This is a genomic window from Falsiroseomonas sp. RANM36 (assembly GCF_056682175.1).
This window is the reverse complement of record NZ_JBWXTD010000003.1, coordinates 1,344,143-1,362,590: the sequence shown is the minus strand read 5'-3', so window position 1 is coordinate 1,362,590 and position 18,448 is coordinate 1,344,143. Positions and strand designations below refer to the sequence as shown.

Below are 18,448 nucleotides of genomic sequence, written 5' to 3'. Positions count from 1 at the left end.
GGCGGGGCCGGCCCCGCCGCTGGCGACCCGGGCCCCCCCGCCCCGCCGCGGGCCGGCGCGGCGCCTGAGCGCCGAGCCGGGCGGCGCGGCCGCAATGGCCGCGCTGGTCAGCGGCGCCTGGGTTCCACCAGCCGGGGCGCGGGTCGCGGTGGTGGTCTGCGGGGCGAACGCGGACCCGGCGAAGGTCGTGTAGCCGCGGCCACCGGGCCGGCCTCGGGGGCCGCCTCGGGCGCCGGTGCGGAGATCTCCTCCGGCCCCGGGTTCTTCCGCAGCTGCCGCCAGATGCCGCCATCGCGTCCGTAGAAGTCGGGGCGGAACTGCAGCGTCCCGTCGGCCGTCGCGAAGGCCGTCTGGTAGAGCACGAAGACCGGCACCGGCCTTGGCAGCGGCTTGCGCGTGGTGCCGCCTTCCGCGATCGCCTCATGGATCGCGCCGAGCGGCTTCTCCATCAGCAGGGAGGCGAGCTGCAGCGGGTTCTCCACCCGGATGCAGCCATTGCTGATCCGGCGGTTCTCGCGCGCGAAGGCCGACTTGTCGGGCGTGTCGTGCAGATAGACGTCGAAGCGGTTCGGCATCACGAACATGATGGCGCCGAGGCCGGATTCGGGCCCCGGCGCCTGCTCCGCCTCGCCATTCGGCAGCAGCGTGATGTTGTGGCGCGCGAGGAAGCCCGGATCGCGTTCGAGCCGCGGCAGGATGTCCGCCTCCACGATGTCGCGGGGGACCACCCAGGGCGGGTTCAGCAGGCTGGACTCGATGACGGTGCTGAATTCGGGACTCTGCTTTCGCTCGATGACATCGCCCACGACGACCCGGCTCGTGAAGACCGCCTCGTCGTCGCGATAGAAGGTCACCTGCTGGTCCGCGACATTCACCCAGACCCGGTCCGGCGGCAGCCGCCGCGGCAGCCAGCGCTGCCGCTCGAGGTTCACCGCGATCCCGCGCGCGCTCCGCGCCAGCGCGTCCGCCACCAGGCCATCGCTGGCGGCCGCGCCCTCCCGCAACTGCACCAGCGCGCGGCGCAACGCCTCATAGGTCGGGGTCGCCGGCGCCAGCGCCCCGATGGTGGCCGCGGGATCGCGGCGATCCAGGGCGGAATTGAGCGCCCGCGCGACATCCACCGGATCGGGCGCCAGCGCCTCGCCGTCCCGCCTGCGGGCGACGGGCACGGCGCCGTTGGCCAGCGCATCGGCATAGGTCAGGACGGCGTGCGACAGCAGCAGCTCCCGCTGCAGCGGGGCGAGCGTTGCGCGCCGCTGCAACAGGTCGGCCTGGAACAGCTCCGGGTCGAGGCCGTGGTCGCCCGCCCCGAGAACCGCATCGGCCAGGGCGGCCGCCTGCGCGGGGCGGGTCGTCCAGACGGGCTCGAAGCCGCGCTGCGCGTAGAAGCGGCGCAGCAGGTCGCCGCGCAGCGCTTCGCCGGCGACGACCGGATCGGCCGTGCCGTCCCGCAGCCGGGTGAGCTCGTCCGGCGCGCGCGGCGGTGGCGGGCGGGACGGTTCGGGTTCGAGGGTCGCGCAGCCCGGAAGCGCCCAGGCCGCGGCGAGGGCGAGCGTGCCGCCGGCAAAGGCCCTGCGTCCGGGCGACGGACTTGCCGCGGCCAGCCCCTTGCGCTCCGGATCGAGGCCGCTTTCCGGCGTCCGCACCTGCTTCGTTCCTGAATTCGTGCGAATCATGTAACCGGTGGTTTGACTTTCAACCCAACCCTACCGTTCAATCGTGTTGTGTCCATGCGTGGGCACCCTGATCGGAGAATGAGATGCGCGCCCTGTCCAAGGTTCTGGTCGTCATGACCCCCGTGCTGCTGATCGCGGCCTGCGCCCAGGAGGCGCCGCCGCCCCCGCCGGCGCCCGCCCAGGTCGCCCCCACCCCCGCGCCGGCTCCGGCCCCGGTTCCGCGCGCCCGCGGCTGAGGCCAGCCTGCCGGCCGGTCTGCGCCGCGCGACGGCGCAGACCGGCTTGGCGCCTGATATCCAGGCGTGACACATACAGGCGCGAGGCTGCGTCGGCGATCCGCGCGACGTGACTTTCGCGCGTGTCGCGCACCGTGCCGAGCCCTGCAGCGGATGCGCGAGCCGGCCACGACCGACGCCGCGTGCCGGTTCAGCCGATCCCGTTCGCCTCCTTCAGCGCCGCGGCAGCCGCGGCCTCGCCGCGTGCCTCGAGCTGCGCCGCGACCGCGACGCGATCCGCCATCGGCCGGTTCTGGCTCTGCTTGCGCTTGCCCGTCCACTCCGTCACCTCGATCCGCACGCCGACCAGCGCCCTGAACATGCCCTCCATGTAGCGGGCGGGCTGGGCTTCCATGTCGAAGCCGGGGTCGGGTTCGTAGCGCGCGGCCAGCGCGCGCATCTGCACGGCAATCGCGTCGGGATCCTCGATCAGCGTGGCACGGCCGCGCGCCTGGACGGCGTCGTAGTTCCAGGTCGGCACCGCCGGCTGCGCGCCGTACCAGGCCGAGGAGACATAGGCGTGCGGCCCGCGGAAGATCGCCAGCGCCTCGGCGCCCTCACCGTCGAAGGCGCGCCATTGCGGGTTGGCCCGCGCCAGGTGGCAGAGCAGCACGGCGCGCCCATCGCCCTCCGGCCGCAGCAGGTGGAAGGGCAGGTGCGAGACCATCAGCGGCTCCGCCGCGACCAGCAGGCCGAAATCATGGGTTTCGACGAAGCCGAACATCCAGTCCGGGTCGTCCACGCGGAAGGCGGGCGGGGTGTACATGGCCGGCGCATCCTGTGCCGCGGATTGGTCCGGCGCGAGGGCCAATGTCACGCGGCCCGGCGAGGCCAATCCGTCACGCCGACGCCCGCGCCCGCGCCCGCACCAGCAGCGCCAGCCCCGCCAGCGTCAGCACCCCGCCCACGATGTCGCTGATATACAGCCGCTCGCCCAGCAGCGCCCAGCCGAACACCGCGGCCAGCGGCGGCGCCAGCAATTGCAGCGCCGAGGCGGTGGAGGCCGGCACGCGCTTCAGCATCACGAAATACAGCGCATAGCCGCCGATCCCGACCACCAGCATGGACCACAGCAGCCCGCCCAGCGTGAACCAGGCGATCCCGCGCGGCGCCGCCCCCTCCAGCAGCAGGGCCAGCGTGAGGCAGAGCAGGGCCGAGACGGTGGTCTGCCCCAGGCTCGCCACCCACATGTCCACCCGCGCCTTGGCCGGCGCGTAGATCAGCAGCCCGATCGCCTGCGCCGTGGCGGCACCCACCGCGAAGACGAAGCCCGACGCCTCCGCCGCCGCCAGCCCGTCCAGCGCGCGGAGGAAGCCGAGCAGCGCCACGCCGGACCAGCCGATCGCGAGCCCCACCCAGGCCATCCGCGGCAGCGGCCGCCGCAGAAAGAGGCTCTCGCCCGCCGCGACCAGCATCGGCGTCGCTGCGCAGATCAGCGCGACGAGCCCCGTCGGGATGCGCGCCATCGCCAGCCAGGCCAGCGCCAGGTAGCCGCCCATGCCGAACAGGCCGAGCAGCGCGACGCGCAGCAGGTCCTCCCGCCCCGGCAGCCGGGCGCGGAAGGCCAGCGCGATGACCAGCAGGATCGGCGCGGTCAGACCGAAGCGGATGGCGAGCGACCAGAGCGGCGGCCATTCCCGCACCACGACGCCCGCGACCGTGAAGGCCGAGGCCCAGATGGCGACAAAGGCGCCGCCGATCAGCAGCCCGCCCTTGCCCATCAGATGTTTGGCGCCATGCGATTCAGACCTCCGGTGCTCGGCGCGCCGGCGCGCCGGCGCCCTCCGGTCATCGCAAGGCGCGTCGCGCGATCGCCGCGTCCAGCGTGTTCTCCAGCAGGCAGGCGATGGTCATCGGCCCGACGCCGCCCGGCACGGGCGTGATCGCCTCGGCCCGGCGGCAGGCCGCCTCGAACTCCACATCGCCGACCAGCTTGCCGCTTTCCAGCCGGTTGATGCCGACATCGATCACCGTCGCGCCCTCGGCCACCCAGTCGCCGCGCACCATCTCAGGCCGTCCCACGGCGGCGACCAGGATCTCGGCCCGCCGGCATTCGGCGGCCAGGTCGCGCGTGCGGGAATGGGCGATGGTGACCGTGCAATCCGCCGCCAGCAGCAGTTGCGCCATCGGCCGCCCGACGATGGTGCTGCGCCCCACCACCAGCGCCCGCGCGCCGGGCAGCGAGCAGCCCGCCGCCCGCAGCAGATGCATCACGCCCTTCGGCGTGCAGGGCACCAGGCCGGGCTCGCCGGAGGCCAGCCTGCCCGCGTTCAGAGGATGGAAGCCGTCCACGTCCTTTTCCGGCGCGACGGCGGCGATCACCGCCTCCGCCCGGATGTGCCTGGGCAGGGGAAGCTGCACCAGGATGCCGTCCACTGCCGGATCGTCGTTCAGCCCCGCGACCACGGCCAGCAGCTCGGCCTCGGTCGTCGCCTCCGGCAGGTGGAGCGTGGCGCTGTCGAACCCCACCTCCTGCGCCGCCTTGTCCTTGTTGCGGACATAGACGCCAGAGGCCGGGTCCTCCCCCACCCGCACCACGCGCAACCCGGGCCGGTAGCCCAGCGTCGCGACGCGCGCGGCGATGGCGCGGCGGAGGTCGGCGGCGACGGCCTTGCCGTCGATGAGGCGAGCGGTCATGCGAGAAGCCGGTTCAGCGTTTCGGAAAGCCGGGCGGGATCGCCGGCGATGCGCAGCGTCTTGAGACGCCCGGAAGCCCCCTGGGTCAAGCTGACGGCGGAGGGCGCGACGCCGACCGCCTCGGCCACCGCAGCGCAGATGGCGCGATTGGCGCGGCCATCCTCCGGCGCTTCCGTCACCGCCACCCGCAGCGCCGCGCCGTCTGGCGCGAGCCCGCCGATGCCGGGCCGGCGCGACTTCGGCCGTGCCTTCACGCGCAGTTCCACCCCGTCCGACAGCGGCCGGAAGGCGCTCAGAAATAGATCCCGGCGCGGATCATGTAGCCGCGGATCGCCGCGAAGCCGATCGAGACGGCCGTGATCAGCAGCAGCAGCACCAGGGGCGAGAGGTCAATGCCGCCCAGGTTGGGCAGGCGTTCGCGGATCGGGCGCAGCGCGGGCTCCGTCACGCGGTAGAGGAAGTCGGCGATGGTCCAGACGATCCGGTTGCGCCCGTCCAGCACGTTGAACGACATCAGCGTCTGCACGATCGCGGCGAGCAGCACCGCCCACCAGTACAGGTCGAGCCCCGCCTGCACGAGAAAGAACACGGCATCGAGCAGCATGGGCGGTTCCCTGGCGACCTTGCGGCAGTTGCGCCCGGCGGATTGCGGCCCGGGCGTGGTGCGGCGGCTTTGAGCTTGCGGCTGGAACCTAGTGGCCGGACCGCCCCGGAACAAGGCGCACGCCGTTGCCTCCGGGCGCCTTGACTTGCCCTGGCGACCCGACGATAACCCGCGCCCTCACCTGCCCCGCATGACTTTCCCAAGGGGCTGGACGGGGCTGTAGCTCAGTTGGGAGAGCGCGTCGTTCGCAATGACGAGGTCAGGGGTTCGATTCCCCTCAGCTCCACCATTTCCCGCCCGCTGAACATCTGATCGGCGCCTGATCCGGAACTCCGGACGGCTATCCGGGCGCGTCCCGGCCTGGATCGGCCAGCGCCGCGCGGTGGCGGGCGACCGCCGTGGCAAACAGGATCTTGTCGGTCGCGATGGCGAAGGCCCTGGCGCCGCGCGCGAGCCAGGCCTCGCGCTGGCGCCGCGCCTCGGCCGGATCGGGGTCGAAGACCGGGGCGATCAGCGGCAGGCCGTTCGCCCGCGCCGCCGCCGCCAGGCGGTCCATCGCGGCCTGCACCCGGGGATGGCGGTAGTCCCCGCGCAAGCCGAGCGAGACGGAGAGATCGAAGGGGCCGGCCAGCAGGCCGAGCAGGCCCGGCGTCGCGCAGATCGCCTCCACCGCGTCCAGCCCCTCCGCCGTCTCGACCAGGGCTATCACCCCCTTCGCCTGCTCGGCCGCCTCATGCGCGCGCCAATCCCGGATGAAGTGCCCGCCGGCCCGCACGCAGGGGCAGGCGCCGCGCGTGCCCTCGGGCGCGAAACGCGCGGCCGCCACCGCGCGTGCCGCCATCTCCGCGCTCGCGATGCCCGGCACCACGACGGCCTCCGCCCCGGCGTCCAGCGCGCGACCGATCCAACCCACGTCGAGCTCAGGCGCGCGGACCAGCGGCACCAGCCCTGCCGCGTCGCAGGCGCGAAAGAGATTCTCCGCCTGCGCCAGGCCGAAGGCGCCGTGCTCGCAATCCACGATGGTGAAGTCGAGCCCGGTCGCGCCGAGGATGTCCACCAGCTCCGGCGCGGCGATCTGCGACCAGGTGCCGAAGGCGGGGCGCCCAAGCGCGAGCAGTTCCGCGAAGCGGCGACGCGGCATGGCTCAGCGCCCCAGGCTGCGGCGGGCCGCGGCGGCGATCTCGGCGGCGCCCGGGATCACCAGCCGCTCCAGCGTGTCGTTGTAGGGCATCGGGATGTCGGCCATGCCGACACGCTCGGGCGGCGCGTCCAGCCAGTCGAAGGCGTGCTCGACCACCGCCGCGACGACCTCGGCGCCGAAGCCGTGCCGGGTCCAGGCCTCCTGCGCGACGACGATCCGATTGGTGCGGCGGACGCTGGCGATGATGGTGTCGAGGTCGAGCGGGCGCAGCGTGCGCGGGTCGATCACCTCCGCCTCGATGCCCTCGCGCGCCAGCTCCGCGGCCGCCTTCAGCGCCTGCGGCACCATCGCCATGGTGGCGAGGATCGTCACGTCGCGGCCGGGGCGCAGCGTGGCGGCACGGCCGATGGGAATGGCGTAGTCCACCGCCGGCACCGGGCCGCGCGACTGCACGTAGAGCAGCTTGTGCTCGAGGAAGACCACCGGGTTGTCGTCGCGGATCGCGCTCGCCAGCAGGCCCTTCGCGTCATAGGGCGAGGAGGGCGCCATCACCACCAGGCCGGGGATATGCGCGAACCAGGCTTCCAGCGACTGGGAATGCTGCGCGCCGAGCCGGATGCCGCCGCCCTGCGGGCCACGGAAGACCACCGGCACGCGCGGCGTGCCACCCAGCATGAAACGGAACTTCGCCGCCTGGTTGACGATGGCGTCCATCATCAGCGTGACGAAGTCGAAGATCTGGATCTCGACCACCGGACGCAGGCCGGTGACGGCGGCGCCCACCGCCATGTTGGCGATCGCCGCCTCGCTGATCGGCGTGTCGCGCACGCGATTGGCGCCGAAGCGGTCGAGCAGGCCGCGCGTGCAGCCGAAGATCCCGCCGATGCGCCCGACATCCTCGCCAAGCACGAAGACGGCGGGATCGCGCGCCATCTCCTGCGCCAGCGCCGCGTTGATCGCCTCGGTCATCGAGAGCTCGCGGCTGGAGGGGTGGTCCGGCCCGGGCTCCGCGGCGATGGCCGGATGCGGCGCGCTGACCGCCGGCGCCAGCACTTCGGGCAGAGGCTCGGGCGCGCGTTCCGCCTCGGCGATCGCCGCCTCGATCTCCGACGCCGCCGCTTCGCGCATCGCCTCCAGCCGGTGCCCCGGCACCTGGCGCGCGCGCAGCTCTTCGGCCAGACGCAGGATGGCATCGCCGGCGCGCTGCGCCTCCTGCTCCTCCGCCTCGGCCCGGTAGCGCGGCAGGTTGGCGCGCATCGAGTGATCGCCCCAGCGATAGGTCATCGCCTCGATCAGACTCGGCCCCTCGCCGGTGCGCGCCCGCGCGACGGCCCGGGAGACCGCAGCGTGCACCGCGGCCACGTCGTTGCCGTCGATCGTCTCGCCCGGCATGCCATAGGCCGCGGCGCGGTCGGCGATGCGCGGCACGGAGGTCGCGAGCGCCATCGGCGTAGAGAGGCCGTAGCGGTTGTTCTCGCAGAGCATCACGAAGGGCAGCTTCCAGAGCGCGGCGATGTTGGACGCCTCGTGGAAGATGCCCTCGTTCGCCGCGCCGTCGCCGAAGAAGGCGAGCGCGACCTGACCGCTGCCGCGGATCGCCGCCGAGAGCGCCGCACCCGCCCCGAGCCCGATGCCCGCGCCGACCACGCCATTCGCGCCCAGGATGCCCCGGTCCAGCGCCGCGATGTGCATCGAGCCGCCGAGCCCGCCGCAATAGCCGGTGCTGCGCCCCAGCAGCTCCGCCATCATGCGCGGCATCTCGGCACCCTTGGCGATGCAATGGCCATGGCCGCGATGATGCGAGACGATCATGTCGTCCGCGCGCAGCGCGGCGCAGGCGCCGACCGCGATCGCCTCCTGTCCGACGCAGCTATGCGCGGTGCCCTTCACCACGCCCTTGAGGAACAGCTCGATCACCCGCTCGTCGAAGCGGCGCACGCGGCAGAGAGCGAGGTAGAAGCGCTCGAGCGTCGCGGTGTCGAGTGGCAGGGTCACCGCGGTCCTCCGCGCACGGCCGTGACCTTCACCTCGCAGACGATGCCCGGCATGGAGAAGGACGCCACGCCGAACCCGGTCCAGGTCGGATAGACCGGCCCGGTGATCCAGCGGTCCTTCACCTGCATGAAGAGCGCAAGGTCGGCGGGGAAGTCGAGGAACCAGGTCTCCAGCTCCACCACGTCGGCAAAGGTGAAGCCGGCCGCGTCCAGCACCATTTGCACGTTGCGGAAGCACTGGTCGAACTGGGCTTCCTTGTCGGCGACGACCTGGAGGTTCTCGTCGCGCCCGACCTGGCCGGAGACGTGGAGCGTGTCGCCCACCAGCACGCCCGGCGCGTAGCGGAAGCGCGCGACGATGTTCTCCATGCCGGGCGGGACGATCATGCGGCGTTCGGTCATGGCGTGGTGCCTCAGCCGAGATGGGTGGGAAGCCAGGTGGCGAGCGCCGGGAAGGCGATCACAAGCAGGAGGCCGAGCAGCTGCAGCCCGATGAAGGGCCACATCGCGCCCAGGATCTCCTCGAGGCTCATGTCGGGCGGCGCGACGCCCTTCAGGTAGAAGGCGGCCGGCGCGAAGGGCGGCGTCAGGTAGGCGATCTGCATCGAGATGTTGAACAGGATGCCGAACCAGAGCGGATCGAAGCCGAGCGCGGTGATGGTGGGCACGAAGATCGGCATGGTCAGCAGCATGATGCCGATCCAGTCGAGGAACATGCCGAGCAGGATCCAGACGCCGATCATCACCAGCACGACGCCGAGCGGCGGCAGCGGGATGGACTGGAACAGCGCCGTCGCATAGGCGATGCCGCCCATCAGGTTGTAGACGCCGATCAGCGCATTCGTGCCGAGCACCAGCCACAGCACCACGCCGCAGGTGGACATGGTCTGCCAGGCGGCCTCGCGCAGCAGCCGCAGGCTCAGCTCGCCGCGGATCCAGCAGGCGAGCAGCGTGCCGGCCACGCCCATGCCCGCGCTCTCCGTCACGGAGGCGATGCCGAGATAGATCGAGCCGAGCACGCAGAAGGCGACGAAGAGCGGCAGTGCCACGCCCTTGAGCAGCGCGAGCTTCTCCGCCAGCGGCATCGCCAGAACCTCGGGCGGCGGCGGCGGGCCGAGGCGCGGGTCCAGCGCGCAGCGCAGCAGGATATAGCCGATGTAGAGGCTCGCCAGCAGCAGGCCGGGCAGCAGCGTCGCGACGAAGAGGTCGCCGATCGGCACATTCGCGGTCAGCCCGTAGAACACCAGGATGATCGAGGGCGGGATCATCGTGCCGAGCGAGCCGGCCGAGCAGATCGTGCCGATCGCCAGCCGCCGCTGGTAGCCGAGCCGGAGAAGCTGCGGCAGCGCGACCAGGCCGAGCACCACGATCTCGCCGCCGATCACGCCGACCGTCGCGGCGAGGATCACGCCGACCACCGTCGTCATCGCCGCGACGCCGCCGCGCAGCCGCCCGGCCCAGACCGCGAAGGCGGTGTAGAGATCCCGCGCCAGGCCGCTGCGCTCCAGGATGCTCGCCATCAGCACGAAGAGCGGCACGCTGACCAGCACGTAGCTGTCCAGGAAGGAATAGGTGCGCGAGGAGAGCAGCATCAGCGCATCGGGGCCGAAGGCGTAGAGCGTCAGCCCCACCGCGATCGCGCCGGAGGAGAAGGCGAGGGGGACGCCGAGCACGAGCGTGCCGAGGATGCCCGCCACGATCAGCAGCGTGACGCTCTGGATGTCCGGCATTCAGCGCCGGCCCGAGAGCACGGCAGCGAGCCGCTGCAGCACGGAGAGCAGGAACAGGATCGTCCCCGCCGCCAGCACGCCGCGCACGATGGCCGGCAGCGGCCAGTTGGGCGGGCCGGGCGTCTGCTCCGGCGCCCAGCCCGTGCTGTCGAAGCGCCAGATGCTCTCGCTCGCCTGGTTCCAGGCGGCATGGCCGAGGCCCGCGAGATAGACGGCGCCGAGCAGCAGCGCCAGCACCTCCAGCCCGCGCTTCAGCCAGCGCGGCGTGCGGTCCAGCAGCACGGTGATGCGGATATGCTCGTTGCGCGCGAAGGCATAGGCGCCGCCGAGCGCGAAGCCGGCGGCGCAGAGCGTGGTCGTGGTCTCATGCGCCCAGCTCGTGGGGGGGGGGGCGCCCGGGGGCGCCGGGGCCCCCCCCCCCCCCCCCCCCGGGGGGCCCCGGCGCCGCGCCTCGTCCTCGGCCGTCTTCAGCGCGCTGATGTCGGTGGCCTCCACCTGGCAGCCGCCATCGGGGGTGGGCCGGACATCGAAGCGCAGCACCTTGCCGCAGGGCCGCCGCCGGTCGCGCGTGGCGGCGCGGAAGCGGTCCCGCTCCAGGATGCTCAGCACCTCCTCGGCCTCGCCGGTGCTGGAGAACTGGCCGTGCCGGTCGAGCAGCGCGACCAGCTCGCGATGCGTCATGCCGGTGCGCACGGACCCGCCGGGCAGGCCGGCCAGCGCCTCATAGGCGGGATTGTGGAAGCTGATGCGCATCGCCGGGTCGAAGCGCAGCAGGCCGCTGCGCAGCTCCGCCAGCGTGCTCTCCAGCAGGCGGGCGCGGGCCATCTGCTCCTCCCGCGCATGCACCAGCGCCGTCACCTCGTGCCCGACGCTGACGAAGCCGCCCCCGGGCAGCGGGACGGAGAGGATCTCGATGCTGCGCGGCGCGTCATGGCGCGTCACCACGCGGCGGGTCGGCCGGCTGCGGTCGATCGCCAGGACCGCCTCCACCTGCGCCTCCGGGTCGCCCGGCCCGTACCAGCCGCGATAGGCAAGGCGCCGCACCATCATCCGCAGCGGGCTGCCCAGCGGGCAGGAGGCACGCGTCTGGCCCAGCGTCCGCCAGAAGGCGTCGTTGGCATAGGCAAGCCGCCCCTCGCCGTCGAAGGCGCTGACCGCCTGCGGCAGCGCGTCCAGCACGCTCGGCGCGATCCCGTCCCCGGTCATGCGGCGCCGCGACCGGGGCGCAGCGCGTGCAGCGCCAGCAGGGCGGCGGTCAGCACCAGCACCGCCGTCGCCTGGTGCAGCGTGCCGAGGGAGACCGGCACCGCCCATAGCAGCGTCGCCACGCCGAGCGCGTATTGCAGCGCCACCGCGGCGCCGAGGCCGAGCACCGCCCGGCGCGCGTGCCCGCGCGGCAGCCGCCGCACCGCCAGCACCACCGCGACCAGCGCCGCGAGCCCGGCCAGCGTCGCCAGCACGCGATGGTTGAACTGCACCGTCATCAGATTGGCGGTCAGGTTCCGCCACCAGGGATCGAGCGCGAGCAGCCCCTCCGGCACCAGCGCCCCGTCCATCAGCGGGAAGCTGTTCCAGCTGAAGCCGGCGCGCGTGCCGGCGACGAAGCCGCCCGCCAGCATCGCCGCGGCCACCGCCCAGAAGGCGGCGCGCACCGCGGCCCGCACCGGCCGCGCCGCGGCGGGCGCATCGGGCTCGGGCCGCAGCAGGCCGAGCGCGGTCCACAGCAGCGCGCCATAGATCACCAGCGCCAGGCCGAGATGGATCACCAGCCGATAGGGCGAGACGGCGGTGCGGTCGGCGTCGAAGCCGGAGGCGACCATGTACCATCCCACCCCGCCCTGCAGCCCGCCCAGCGCCAGCAGCAGCAGCAGCCGCGGCTTGTAGCCCGGTGGGATTCGCCCGCGCAGCCAGAACCAGGCCAGCCCCGCGGCATAGGCGAGGCCGATCAGCCGCCCCCATTGCCGGTGGATCCATTCCAGCCAGAAGATCTCCTTGAACCCCTCCAGCCCGAATCCCTGATTGACCAGCGCGTATTGCGGGATGGTGCGATAGAGGTCGTAGAGGCGCTGCCATTCCGCCTCGGTCAGCGGCGGCAGGGCGCCCGAGAGCGGCGCCCATTCCATGATGGACAGGCCCGATCCGGTCAGCCGCGTGGCCCCGCCGATCGCCACCATCATCCAGACCAGCCCGGCCACGCCGAGCAGCCACAGCGCGACGCCGCGGGCATCGCGCCGGGCGGGGCGCTCGGCCTCGGGCAGGGTGAGGGGGCGGATATCGAACGGCATGGTGCCTGATAATAGGGGCGCTTGCCCGATGCGCCCACATCCGCCGCGCCGGCTTCGCGACTTTCGCCCGCGGGACGGGGCTGCTTGCCGCGCCCCTGGCCCCCTGCTAACCCGCCGCGCATGGCCCCCGACCTTCCTCCGGGGCCGGACCGGCCCGCCAGCGCCGACCCGGCGCCTGCCGCGCCCCGCGCCGACGCCCCGGTCGCGGGCCCCGAGGACACCCCCGCATACGCCGCCACAGCTGGCCAGCCGCTGCTCTCGGTGGTGATCCCGATGCGCAACGAGGCGCCGAACGTCACGCCGCTGCTGGAGGAGATCGCCGCCGCCCTCGACGGCACGCGCTTCGAGGTGGTGTGCGTGGACGACGGCTCCAGCGACGACACCGCGCTTCGCCTGGCCGAGGCGGCGCTGCGCTTCCCGCTGGTGGCGCTGCGCCACGCCGCCTCCTGCGGGCAGTCGGCGGCGGTGATCAGCGGCGTGCAGGCCGCGCGCGGCGAATGGATCGCCACGCTCGACGGCGACGGGCAGAACGACCCGGCCGACATCCCGCGCCTCTGGGCGCGCGCCCGTGCCGAAGCCGCAGCCGGCGCGCCGACGCTGGTCGCCGGCCATCGGGTCAGCCGCAAGGACAGCGGCGTGAAGCGCGTGACCAGCCGCATCGCCAATGCCGTCCGCGCCAGGCTGCTGGGCGACGCCACGCCCGACACCGGCTGCGGTCTGAAGGTGTTTCCGCGCGCCCTGTTCCTCGACCTGCCGCGCTTCGACCACATGCACCGCTACCTGCCGGCCCTGGTGCTCCGCCAGGGCGCGCGCGTGGTCAGCGAGCCGGTCAACCACCGCCCGCGGCTGCGCGGGCGATCGAACTACGGCACGCTGGACCGGCTGCTCGTGAGCCTCTCCGACCTGCTCGGCGTGATCTGGCTGCAGCGGCGCTGGAAGCGTCCGGCGGCCGAGCCCATCCCGCCGCCGTGACCGCCGCCTCGGCGCCGGCGTCCGGGCGCTGGCGGGCGCTGGGCAAGCTGCTGCTGCTGGCGGCGGGGCTGCTCGCGGGCGGCGCGCTGCTGCGCGAGATGGGCGGCGTGCCCGGCACCGACTGGGTGGACGCCTCGATCCGCGACGAGGGGCTCTGGGGCGAGCTGGTCTTCGTCGCCGTCGGCGCGGCGATCACCGCCGCCGGCGTGCCGCGGCAATCCGTCGCCTTCCTCGGCGGCTACGCCTTCGGCGCGGCGCTCGGCACCGGCCTGGCGATGGCGGCGCAGCTGCTTGGCTGCTTGGCGAGCTATGCCTGGGCGCGGCTGCTCGGCCGCGACTGGGCGGAGCGGCGGCTGCGCGGGCGGTTCGGGCACCGGCTGCGGCCGCTGCGCGACATCCTGGCGGCCAATCCCTTCGGCACGACGCTGGCGCTGCGCCTGCTGCCGGTGGGCAGCAATATCGGGCTGAACCTGCTGGCCGGCATGGCCGGCCTGCGCCTCCTGCCCTTCCTCGCCGCCTCGGCGCTCGGCTACCTGCCGCAGACGGTGGTCTTCGCGCTGCTCGGCAAGGGCATCCGGGTGGAGGGCACGTGGCAGCTCGCCCTGGCGGGCGTGCTGCTGGCGGTCTCGGTCGGCATCGGCCTCTGGCTGCTGCGCCGCCACCGGGCCGGCCAGGCGCTGGAAGGCGGCACGCCGACCTGACGGCCGGCGCCGCGCCGTTCGCTCAATTCACCGGGATCTTCGCCTCCCGCACCACGCGCTGCCAGCGCGCGGCATCGGCACGGATGTAGTCGGCGAACTGCTCCGGCGAGCCGGGCGGGAACAGCTCCAGCGCCTGCGCGGCGAAGCGCTGCGCGAGCGCGGGATCGGCCAGTGCCTCGTTCACCACCGTGTTCAACCGTTCGATCACCGCGCGCGGCGTGCCGCGCGCCGCCAGCAGCCCGGTCCAGCCGACCGATTCGAAGCCGGTCAGCCGGGCATCGCCGGATTCCGCCAGCGTCGGCACCTCCGGCGCGAAGGCGGAGCGCCGCGCGGAGGACACCGCGATCGGCTTCACCCGCCCCGCCCGCGCCTGCGCCAGGGAGGAGGTCATGCCGTCGAACATCAGCGGCACCCGCCCGGCATTGACGTCCATCAGCGCCTGGCCGCTGCCGCGATAGGTCACGCCCTCGAATTCCAGGCCGAGGCTGATGCGGAACAGCTCCGAGGTCAGGTGGCTCAGCGTGCCGGGGCCGACATTGGCGAAGTTGTGCTTGCCCGGATGGGTGCGCAGCTCCGCGATCACCCCGGCCAGGTCGGTGGCGGGGAATTCGGGCGCGGCCACCAGCATCATGCCGGTCCAGCCGATCAGCGCCACCGGCATCAGGTCGCGATCGACGTCATAGGGCAGGTTGTGATTGAGCGCCGGCACGATCGTCAGCGGCGAGAGCGAGGTGACGAGCAGCGTGTAGCCGTCGGGCGGCGCCTGCAGCACCGCCTGGATGCCGATGCTGCCCGACCCGCCCGCGCGGTTGTCCACCACCACCGGCTGGCCGAGGCGGCGCGACAGCTCCTCGCCCATCACGCGCGCGGTGATGTCGCCGGCATTGCCGGCGGGGAAGGGCACGATCAGGCGGATCGGCCGCGTCGGCCAGGCCTGCGCGCGCGCGCCGCCCGCCGCCATCGCCCCGAGCGCGGCCAGGCCCGCCGCCCGGCGCGTGATCCTCGCTGCCGCCATGCCTTCCTCCCTTGACCTGCCCGGCCTTCCGCTTGCGCCGGGCGATTTCGCGGTCAATTGTTATGACAACTGGCGGAGCGCCGCAACGCGTTCCGCATGGGAGGAGACACCATGCTGCCCCTGCTCGAAGGCGTGCGCATCCTGTCGGTCGAGCAGTATGGCGCGGGCCCCTTCGGCACGCAGTTCCTCGCCGATCTCGGCGCCGAGGTGATCAAGATCGAGAACCCGGCGGATGGCGGCGACATGGCGCGTGGCGTCGGCCCGCATTTCCTCCCCGACATGCCGGAGACGGCGCGCAGCGTCTTCTTCCAGGGCCTCAACCGCGGCAAGCGCAGCGTCACGCTCGACCTCGGACGGCCCGAGGGGCGCGCCGCCTTCGCGCGCCTCGCCGCGAAGGCCGATGCGGTCGCGACCAATCTGCGCGGCGACGTGCCGAAGGCGCTCGGCCTCGACCATGCGGCGCTCGCCGCGGTCAATCCGCGGATCGTCTGCGCGCATCTCTCGGGCTACGGCCGCGACGGCGAGCGCGCGACATGGCCGGGCTACGACTACCTGATGCAGGCCGAGGCCGGGATCTTCCATCTCACGGGCGATCCCGCCGGCGCACCCTCCCGCATGGGGCTTTCCGTCATCGACCTGATGACGGGCGTGGTGCTCGGGCTCGCGCTGGTCTCGGGCGTGATGCGCGCGCGTGCGACGGGGCAAGGGATGGATGTGGATGTCAGCCTGTTCGACCTGGCGCTGTTCGACCTGAACTACATCGCGCACTGGTACCTCAACGCCGGCGCCGTCACCACGCGGCTGCCGCGTTCCGCGCATCCCTCGCTGGTGCCCTGCCAGGCCTATCGCACGCGCGACGGCTGGATCTACCTGATGTGCAACAAGGAGAAGTTCTGGCCCCTTCTCTGCGAGAAGATGGGCGTGCCGGAGCTCGGCCGCGATCCGCGCTACGCGCGCTTCCCCGACCGGCTGCGCGCGCGGGACGAGCTGACCGAGCTGTTGGACGGCCTGCTCTCCCGCCGCACCACCGCGGAGTGGCTCGCGGCCTTCGGCGGCGCCATCCCCGCCGCGCCGATCCACGACGTGGCGCAGGCGCTGGAGAATCCGTTCATCCATGCGCGCGGCATGGTCGAGACTCTGCGCAGCGCGGAAGGCGCGGAGGTGACGCTGCTGGCGAACCCTGTGCGCAGCACCGTCGCCGCGCGCCCCTCCTCGCCCGCGCCGGCGCTCGGCGCCGACACGGAGGCGGTGCTGGCGGAGGCCGGCTTCGACGCGGCGGAGATCGCCGCGCTGCGCGCCGCCGGCGTCGTCTGATGCCGACGCGCTGGCAGGCGATCGCCCACGCGCTGGCCGAGCGGATCCGCGCCGGCGATCCGCCGGTGGGTGCGCTGCTGCCGGGCGAGCACGCGCTCTGCGCCGCCTTCGGCGCCAGCCGCATCACGCTACGCCACGCGCTGGCGGAACTCGAGCGGCGCGGCATGGTGAGCCGCCGCCGCGGCGCCGGCACGCGCGTGGAGGCCGCCGAGGCGCGCGACCTCTATGTGCACGACGCCAGCAGCGTGGACGAGGTGCTGCGCTTCACCGCCGACCTCTCCTTCCGCCTGCTCTCGCGCAGCCAGGCGCCGGCCGATGCCGCCACCGCGCAGGAATTCGGCGTCGCGGCGGGCACGCGGACCGTCACGCTGCGCGCGCTGCGCTGCGGCGCGGGCGGGCTGCCGGTGTGCCTTTCCGTCCATCGCCTGACCGCCACGCTGGCGAAGGCGGCGGCGCCGCTCGACGATTTCCGCGGCTCGCTGGCCACGCGGCTGGCGCGCGCCAGTGGCGACAGCATCGAGGCGATCCGGCAGAGCCTGGAAGCGGTGGCCCTGCCGCCCGAGGACGCCGCGACGCTGCAGGCGCCGCCAGGCGGTCCGGCGCTGCTGACGCGGCGCGTCTATCTCGGCCGGTCCGGGCGCCTGCTGCTCGCCAGCCGAAGCCTGTTTCCCGCCGGCCGCTATGTCCACACCGCCGCGCTGCGCCGCGCCGGCCTGCCTGACCTGGGAGAAACCACCTGATGCCCGGCTTCTACTACGCGATCGGCCCGCAGCGCTGGCGCGAGCATTGGGGGCTGCCCCTCGAATCCTTCGCGCCCGGCATGCGCTTCCGCCACCGCCCCGGCATCACCCTCTCCCAGCGCGACAATGTCGAGGAGGCGCTCGACACCTTCAACGCCGCGATGCTGCATTACGACGCGCATTACGCCGGGCAGACGGCGTGGAAGCGCCCGCTGATGGTCTCCACCGCCACGGTGCAGCGCGTGGTCGGCATGGCGAACAAGACCTATGGCGACCGCGCCGCGATCCTCGGCTTCGACAGCATCGCGCTCTCCGCGCCGCTGTTCGGCGACGACACCATCTATGCCGAGAGCGAGGTGCTGGCGGTGGAGGCCGGCGCCGCCGGGCCGACCGGCGCCGTCACGGTGGAGTTCCGCTGCGTGAAGCCGGACGGGACGGTCGTCGCGAAGCTGCGCGGCACGCTCGCGATCCATCGCCGTGGTGCCGCGCCCGACGCGCCGCAGGACGAGGCCGATCCCGATCCGCGCTTCTCGGGCTACCGCACGGAAGCGGACGGCGCGCTGACCGAGCAGGTCGGCCTCTTCTTCGAGGATTTCCGCGAGGGCGACAGCTTCCTCCACGCGCCGCGCCGCAGCTTCCACGCGCAGGAATGCGTGGAATACGGCCGCCGCGCCTTCGACAGCGACCCCCGCACCCAGGATCTGGACTGGATCGCGCGCCATGGCGAAGGCCGCATGAAGGTGCCCGAGACCTTCGTCATCGGCGCCGCCGCCGCGCTCTCCACCCGCAGCTTCGGCCGCGTGGTGGCCAATCTCGGCTGGACCGAGATCCGCCTGCCGCATCCGGTGCATGCCGGCGACACGGTGCAGGCGGAATCGCGCGTGCTGGGCAAGCGCGACTCGAAGTCGCGCCCGCATGAGGGCATCCTGAGCGTGCAGACCGAGGCGCGCGACATGCAGGGCCGCGTCGTCGTCTCCTATCGCCGCGACCTGCTGGTCTATCGCCGCGACGCGCCGACGCCCTACGCCGCCGCGGGCTACTAGCAGGCTGCGGAAATTCGCGGCCGGAGGCTTGGTTTTCCTGGTGTGTGCGGTGAGCAAGCGGTCTCTTGCGGGCTGCTCGGTGCGGTTTTCGGCGCCGTCCCGCCGCGATTTATCGCGCCAGGTCGTCTCCCGGCGGCGATCAGGCAGGCGGCGCCAGCAACTTCGGCAGTCGGATCAGGTTGTAGGCGGCGACACGGAGCGTGAAACTCCATCCGACGCGTTCCAACCCGCGCAGGAGGGTGCGGCGCATGCCGCCGATCTCCTTGCCCCAGCCGAACACCTCCTCGATCCGCTTGCGGATGCGCTGGCTGGCCTCGTAGC

Annotated in this window: 19 protein-coding genes and 1 tRNA gene; 6 read left to right on the top strand and 14 right to left on the bottom strand. The window is 73.2% G+C overall.

What is annotated here, in order from left to right; translation table 11 throughout:
- Positions 1–107 precede the first annotated feature (107 nt).
- The 6 genes from AC1MIR_RS11375 to AC1MIR_RS11350 form a co-directional block, all read right to left on the bottom strand.
- Complete coding sequence (locus tag AC1MIR_RS11375; RefSeq protein ID WP_480028269.1) at positions 108–1,646, bottom strand: L,D-transpeptidase scaffold domain-containing protein; 1,539 nt, start codon at positions 1,644–1,646, stop codon at positions 108–110.
- A gap of 456 nt (positions 1,647–2,102) precedes the next feature.
- Positions 2,103–2,717, bottom strand: coding sequence for an FMN-binding negative transcriptional regulator (locus tag AC1MIR_RS11370; protein WP_480028268.1), 615 nt, complete (start codon positions 2,715–2,717; stop codon positions 2,103–2,105).
- Between the two features lie 73 nt (positions 2,718–2,790).
- Positions 2,791–3,672, bottom strand: coding sequence for a DMT family transporter (locus AC1MIR_RS11365; protein ID WP_480028267.1), 882 nt, complete (start codon positions 3,670–3,672; stop codon positions 2,791–2,793).
- Between the two features lie 67 nt (positions 3,673–3,739).
- Entirely contained in the window at positions 3,740–4,588 is an 849-nt protein-coding gene (folD, locus tag AC1MIR_RS11360) for a bifunctional methylenetetrahydrofolate dehydrogenase/methenyltetrahydrofolate cyclohydrolase FolD (protein ID WP_480028266.1), read from the bottom strand.
- Positions 4,585–4,854, bottom strand: a complete 270-nt coding sequence (locus AC1MIR_RS11355; RefSeq protein WP_480028265.1) for a DUF167 domain-containing protein — start codon at positions 4,852–4,854, stop codon at positions 4,585–4,587. Before AC1MIR_RS11355 ends, folD begins: the two co-directional genes overlap by 4 nt.
- Positions 4,855–4,880: 26 nt before the next feature.
- A complete protein-coding gene (locus AC1MIR_RS11350) occupies positions 4,881–5,192 on the bottom strand; it encodes a YggT family protein (protein ID WP_480028264.1) in 312 nt (103 codons plus the stop codon).
- Between the two features lie 213 nt (positions 5,193–5,405).
- On the opposite strand from AC1MIR_RS11350, the gene AC1MIR_RS11345 reads away from it, so the two are divergent.
- A tRNA-Ala gene (locus tag AC1MIR_RS11345) sits at positions 5,406–5,481 on the top strand.
- Between the two features lie 51 nt (positions 5,482–5,532).
- Here the strand turns inward: AC1MIR_RS11345 and AC1MIR_RS11340 are convergent.
- From AC1MIR_RS11340 to AC1MIR_RS11315, 6 genes are read right to left on the bottom strand one after another with little or no spacing between them, the layout of a single operon-like run.
- The gene (locus tag AC1MIR_RS11340; RefSeq protein ID WP_480028263.1) at positions 5,533–6,333 is read right to left on the bottom strand and encodes an HpcH/HpaI aldolase family protein; all 801 of its coding nucleotides are present in this window, start codon (positions 6,331–6,333) and stop codon (positions 5,533–5,535) included.
- Between the two features lie 3 nt (positions 6,334–6,336).
- Positions 6,337–8,328 carry an alpha-ketoacid dehydrogenase subunit alpha/beta gene (locus tag AC1MIR_RS11335; protein WP_480028262.1) on the bottom strand — a complete coding sequence of 664 codons (1,992 nt, stop codon included), beginning with the start codon at positions 8,326–8,328 and terminating at the stop codon, positions 6,337–6,339.
- Positions 8,325–8,729 (bottom strand): RidA family protein, encoded by a 405-nt coding sequence (locus tag AC1MIR_RS11330; protein ID WP_480028261.1) that lies wholly within the window; start codon positions 8,727–8,729, stop codon positions 8,325–8,327. Before AC1MIR_RS11330 ends, AC1MIR_RS11335 begins: the two co-directional genes overlap by 4 nt.
- Positions 8,730–8,740: 11 nt before the next feature.
- Complete coding sequence (locus AC1MIR_RS11325; protein ID WP_480028260.1) at positions 8,741–10,057, bottom strand: TRAP transporter large permease; 1,317 nt, start codon at positions 10,055–10,057, stop codon at positions 8,741–8,743.
- Complete coding sequence (locus AC1MIR_RS11320) at positions 10,058–11,263, bottom strand: PAS-domain containing protein (RefSeq protein WP_480028259.1); 1,206 nt, start codon at positions 11,261–11,263, stop codon at positions 10,058–10,060. It lies immediately after the preceding gene.
- On the bottom strand, positions 11,260–12,342 hold the full coding sequence (locus AC1MIR_RS11315; RefSeq protein WP_480028258.1) for a COX15/CtaA family protein: 1,083 nt from the start codon (positions 12,340–12,342) through the stop codon (positions 11,260–11,262). The genes AC1MIR_RS11320 and AC1MIR_RS11315 overlap by 4 nt, the downstream gene beginning before the upstream one ends.
- Before the next feature lie 120 nt (positions 12,343–12,462).
- Here AC1MIR_RS11315 and AC1MIR_RS11310 point away from each other — a divergent pair, with 120 nt between their 5' ends.
- Together AC1MIR_RS11310 and AC1MIR_RS11305 are read left to right on the top strand one after the other, a co-directional pair.
- The gene (locus AC1MIR_RS11310; protein ID WP_480028257.1) at positions 12,463–13,314 is read left to right on the top strand and encodes a glycosyltransferase; all 852 of its coding nucleotides are present in this window, start codon (positions 12,463–12,465) and stop codon (positions 13,312–13,314) included.
- The gene (locus tag AC1MIR_RS11305) at positions 13,311–14,015 is read left to right on the top strand and encodes a TVP38/TMEM64 family protein (RefSeq protein ID WP_480028256.1); all 705 of its coding nucleotides are present in this window, start codon (positions 13,311–13,313) and stop codon (positions 14,013–14,015) included. Before AC1MIR_RS11310 ends, AC1MIR_RS11305 begins: the two co-directional genes overlap by 4 nt.
- 22 nt (positions 14,016–14,037) lie before the next feature.
- Here AC1MIR_RS11305 and AC1MIR_RS11300 read toward each other — a convergent pair whose 3' ends face one another.
- On the bottom strand, positions 14,038–15,030 hold the full coding sequence (locus AC1MIR_RS11300) for a Bug family tripartite tricarboxylate transporter substrate binding protein (protein WP_480028255.1): 993 nt from the start codon (positions 15,028–15,030) through the stop codon (positions 14,038–14,040).
- Between the two features lie 111 nt (positions 15,031–15,141).
- Here AC1MIR_RS11300 and AC1MIR_RS11295 point away from each other — a divergent pair, with 111 nt between their 5' ends.
- The 3 genes from AC1MIR_RS11295 to AC1MIR_RS11285 are packed head-to-tail and all read left to right on the top strand — an operon-like array spanning position 15,142 to position 18,127.
- Complete coding sequence (locus AC1MIR_RS11295) at positions 15,142–16,344, top strand: CaiB/BaiF CoA transferase family protein (RefSeq protein WP_480028254.1); 1,203 nt, start codon at positions 15,142–15,144, stop codon at positions 16,342–16,344.
- Positions 16,344–17,084 (top strand): GntR family transcriptional regulator, encoded by a 741-nt coding sequence (locus AC1MIR_RS11290; RefSeq protein ID WP_480028253.1) that lies wholly within the window; start codon positions 16,344–16,346, stop codon positions 17,082–17,084. The genes AC1MIR_RS11295 and AC1MIR_RS11290 overlap by 1 nt, the downstream gene beginning before the upstream one ends.
- Positions 17,084–18,127, top strand: a complete 1,044-nt coding sequence (locus AC1MIR_RS11285; RefSeq protein WP_480028252.1) for a MaoC family dehydratase — start codon at positions 17,084–17,086, stop codon at positions 18,125–18,127. Before AC1MIR_RS11290 ends, AC1MIR_RS11285 begins: the two co-directional genes overlap by 1 nt.
- A gap of 139 nt (positions 18,128–18,266) precedes the next feature.
- On the opposite strand, the gene AC1MIR_RS11280 is transcribed toward AC1MIR_RS11285, so the two are convergent.
- Positions 18,267–18,448 (bottom strand): transposase (locus AC1MIR_RS11280; RefSeq protein WP_480028251.1); only part of this gene is annotated, 182 nt, incomplete at its 5' end.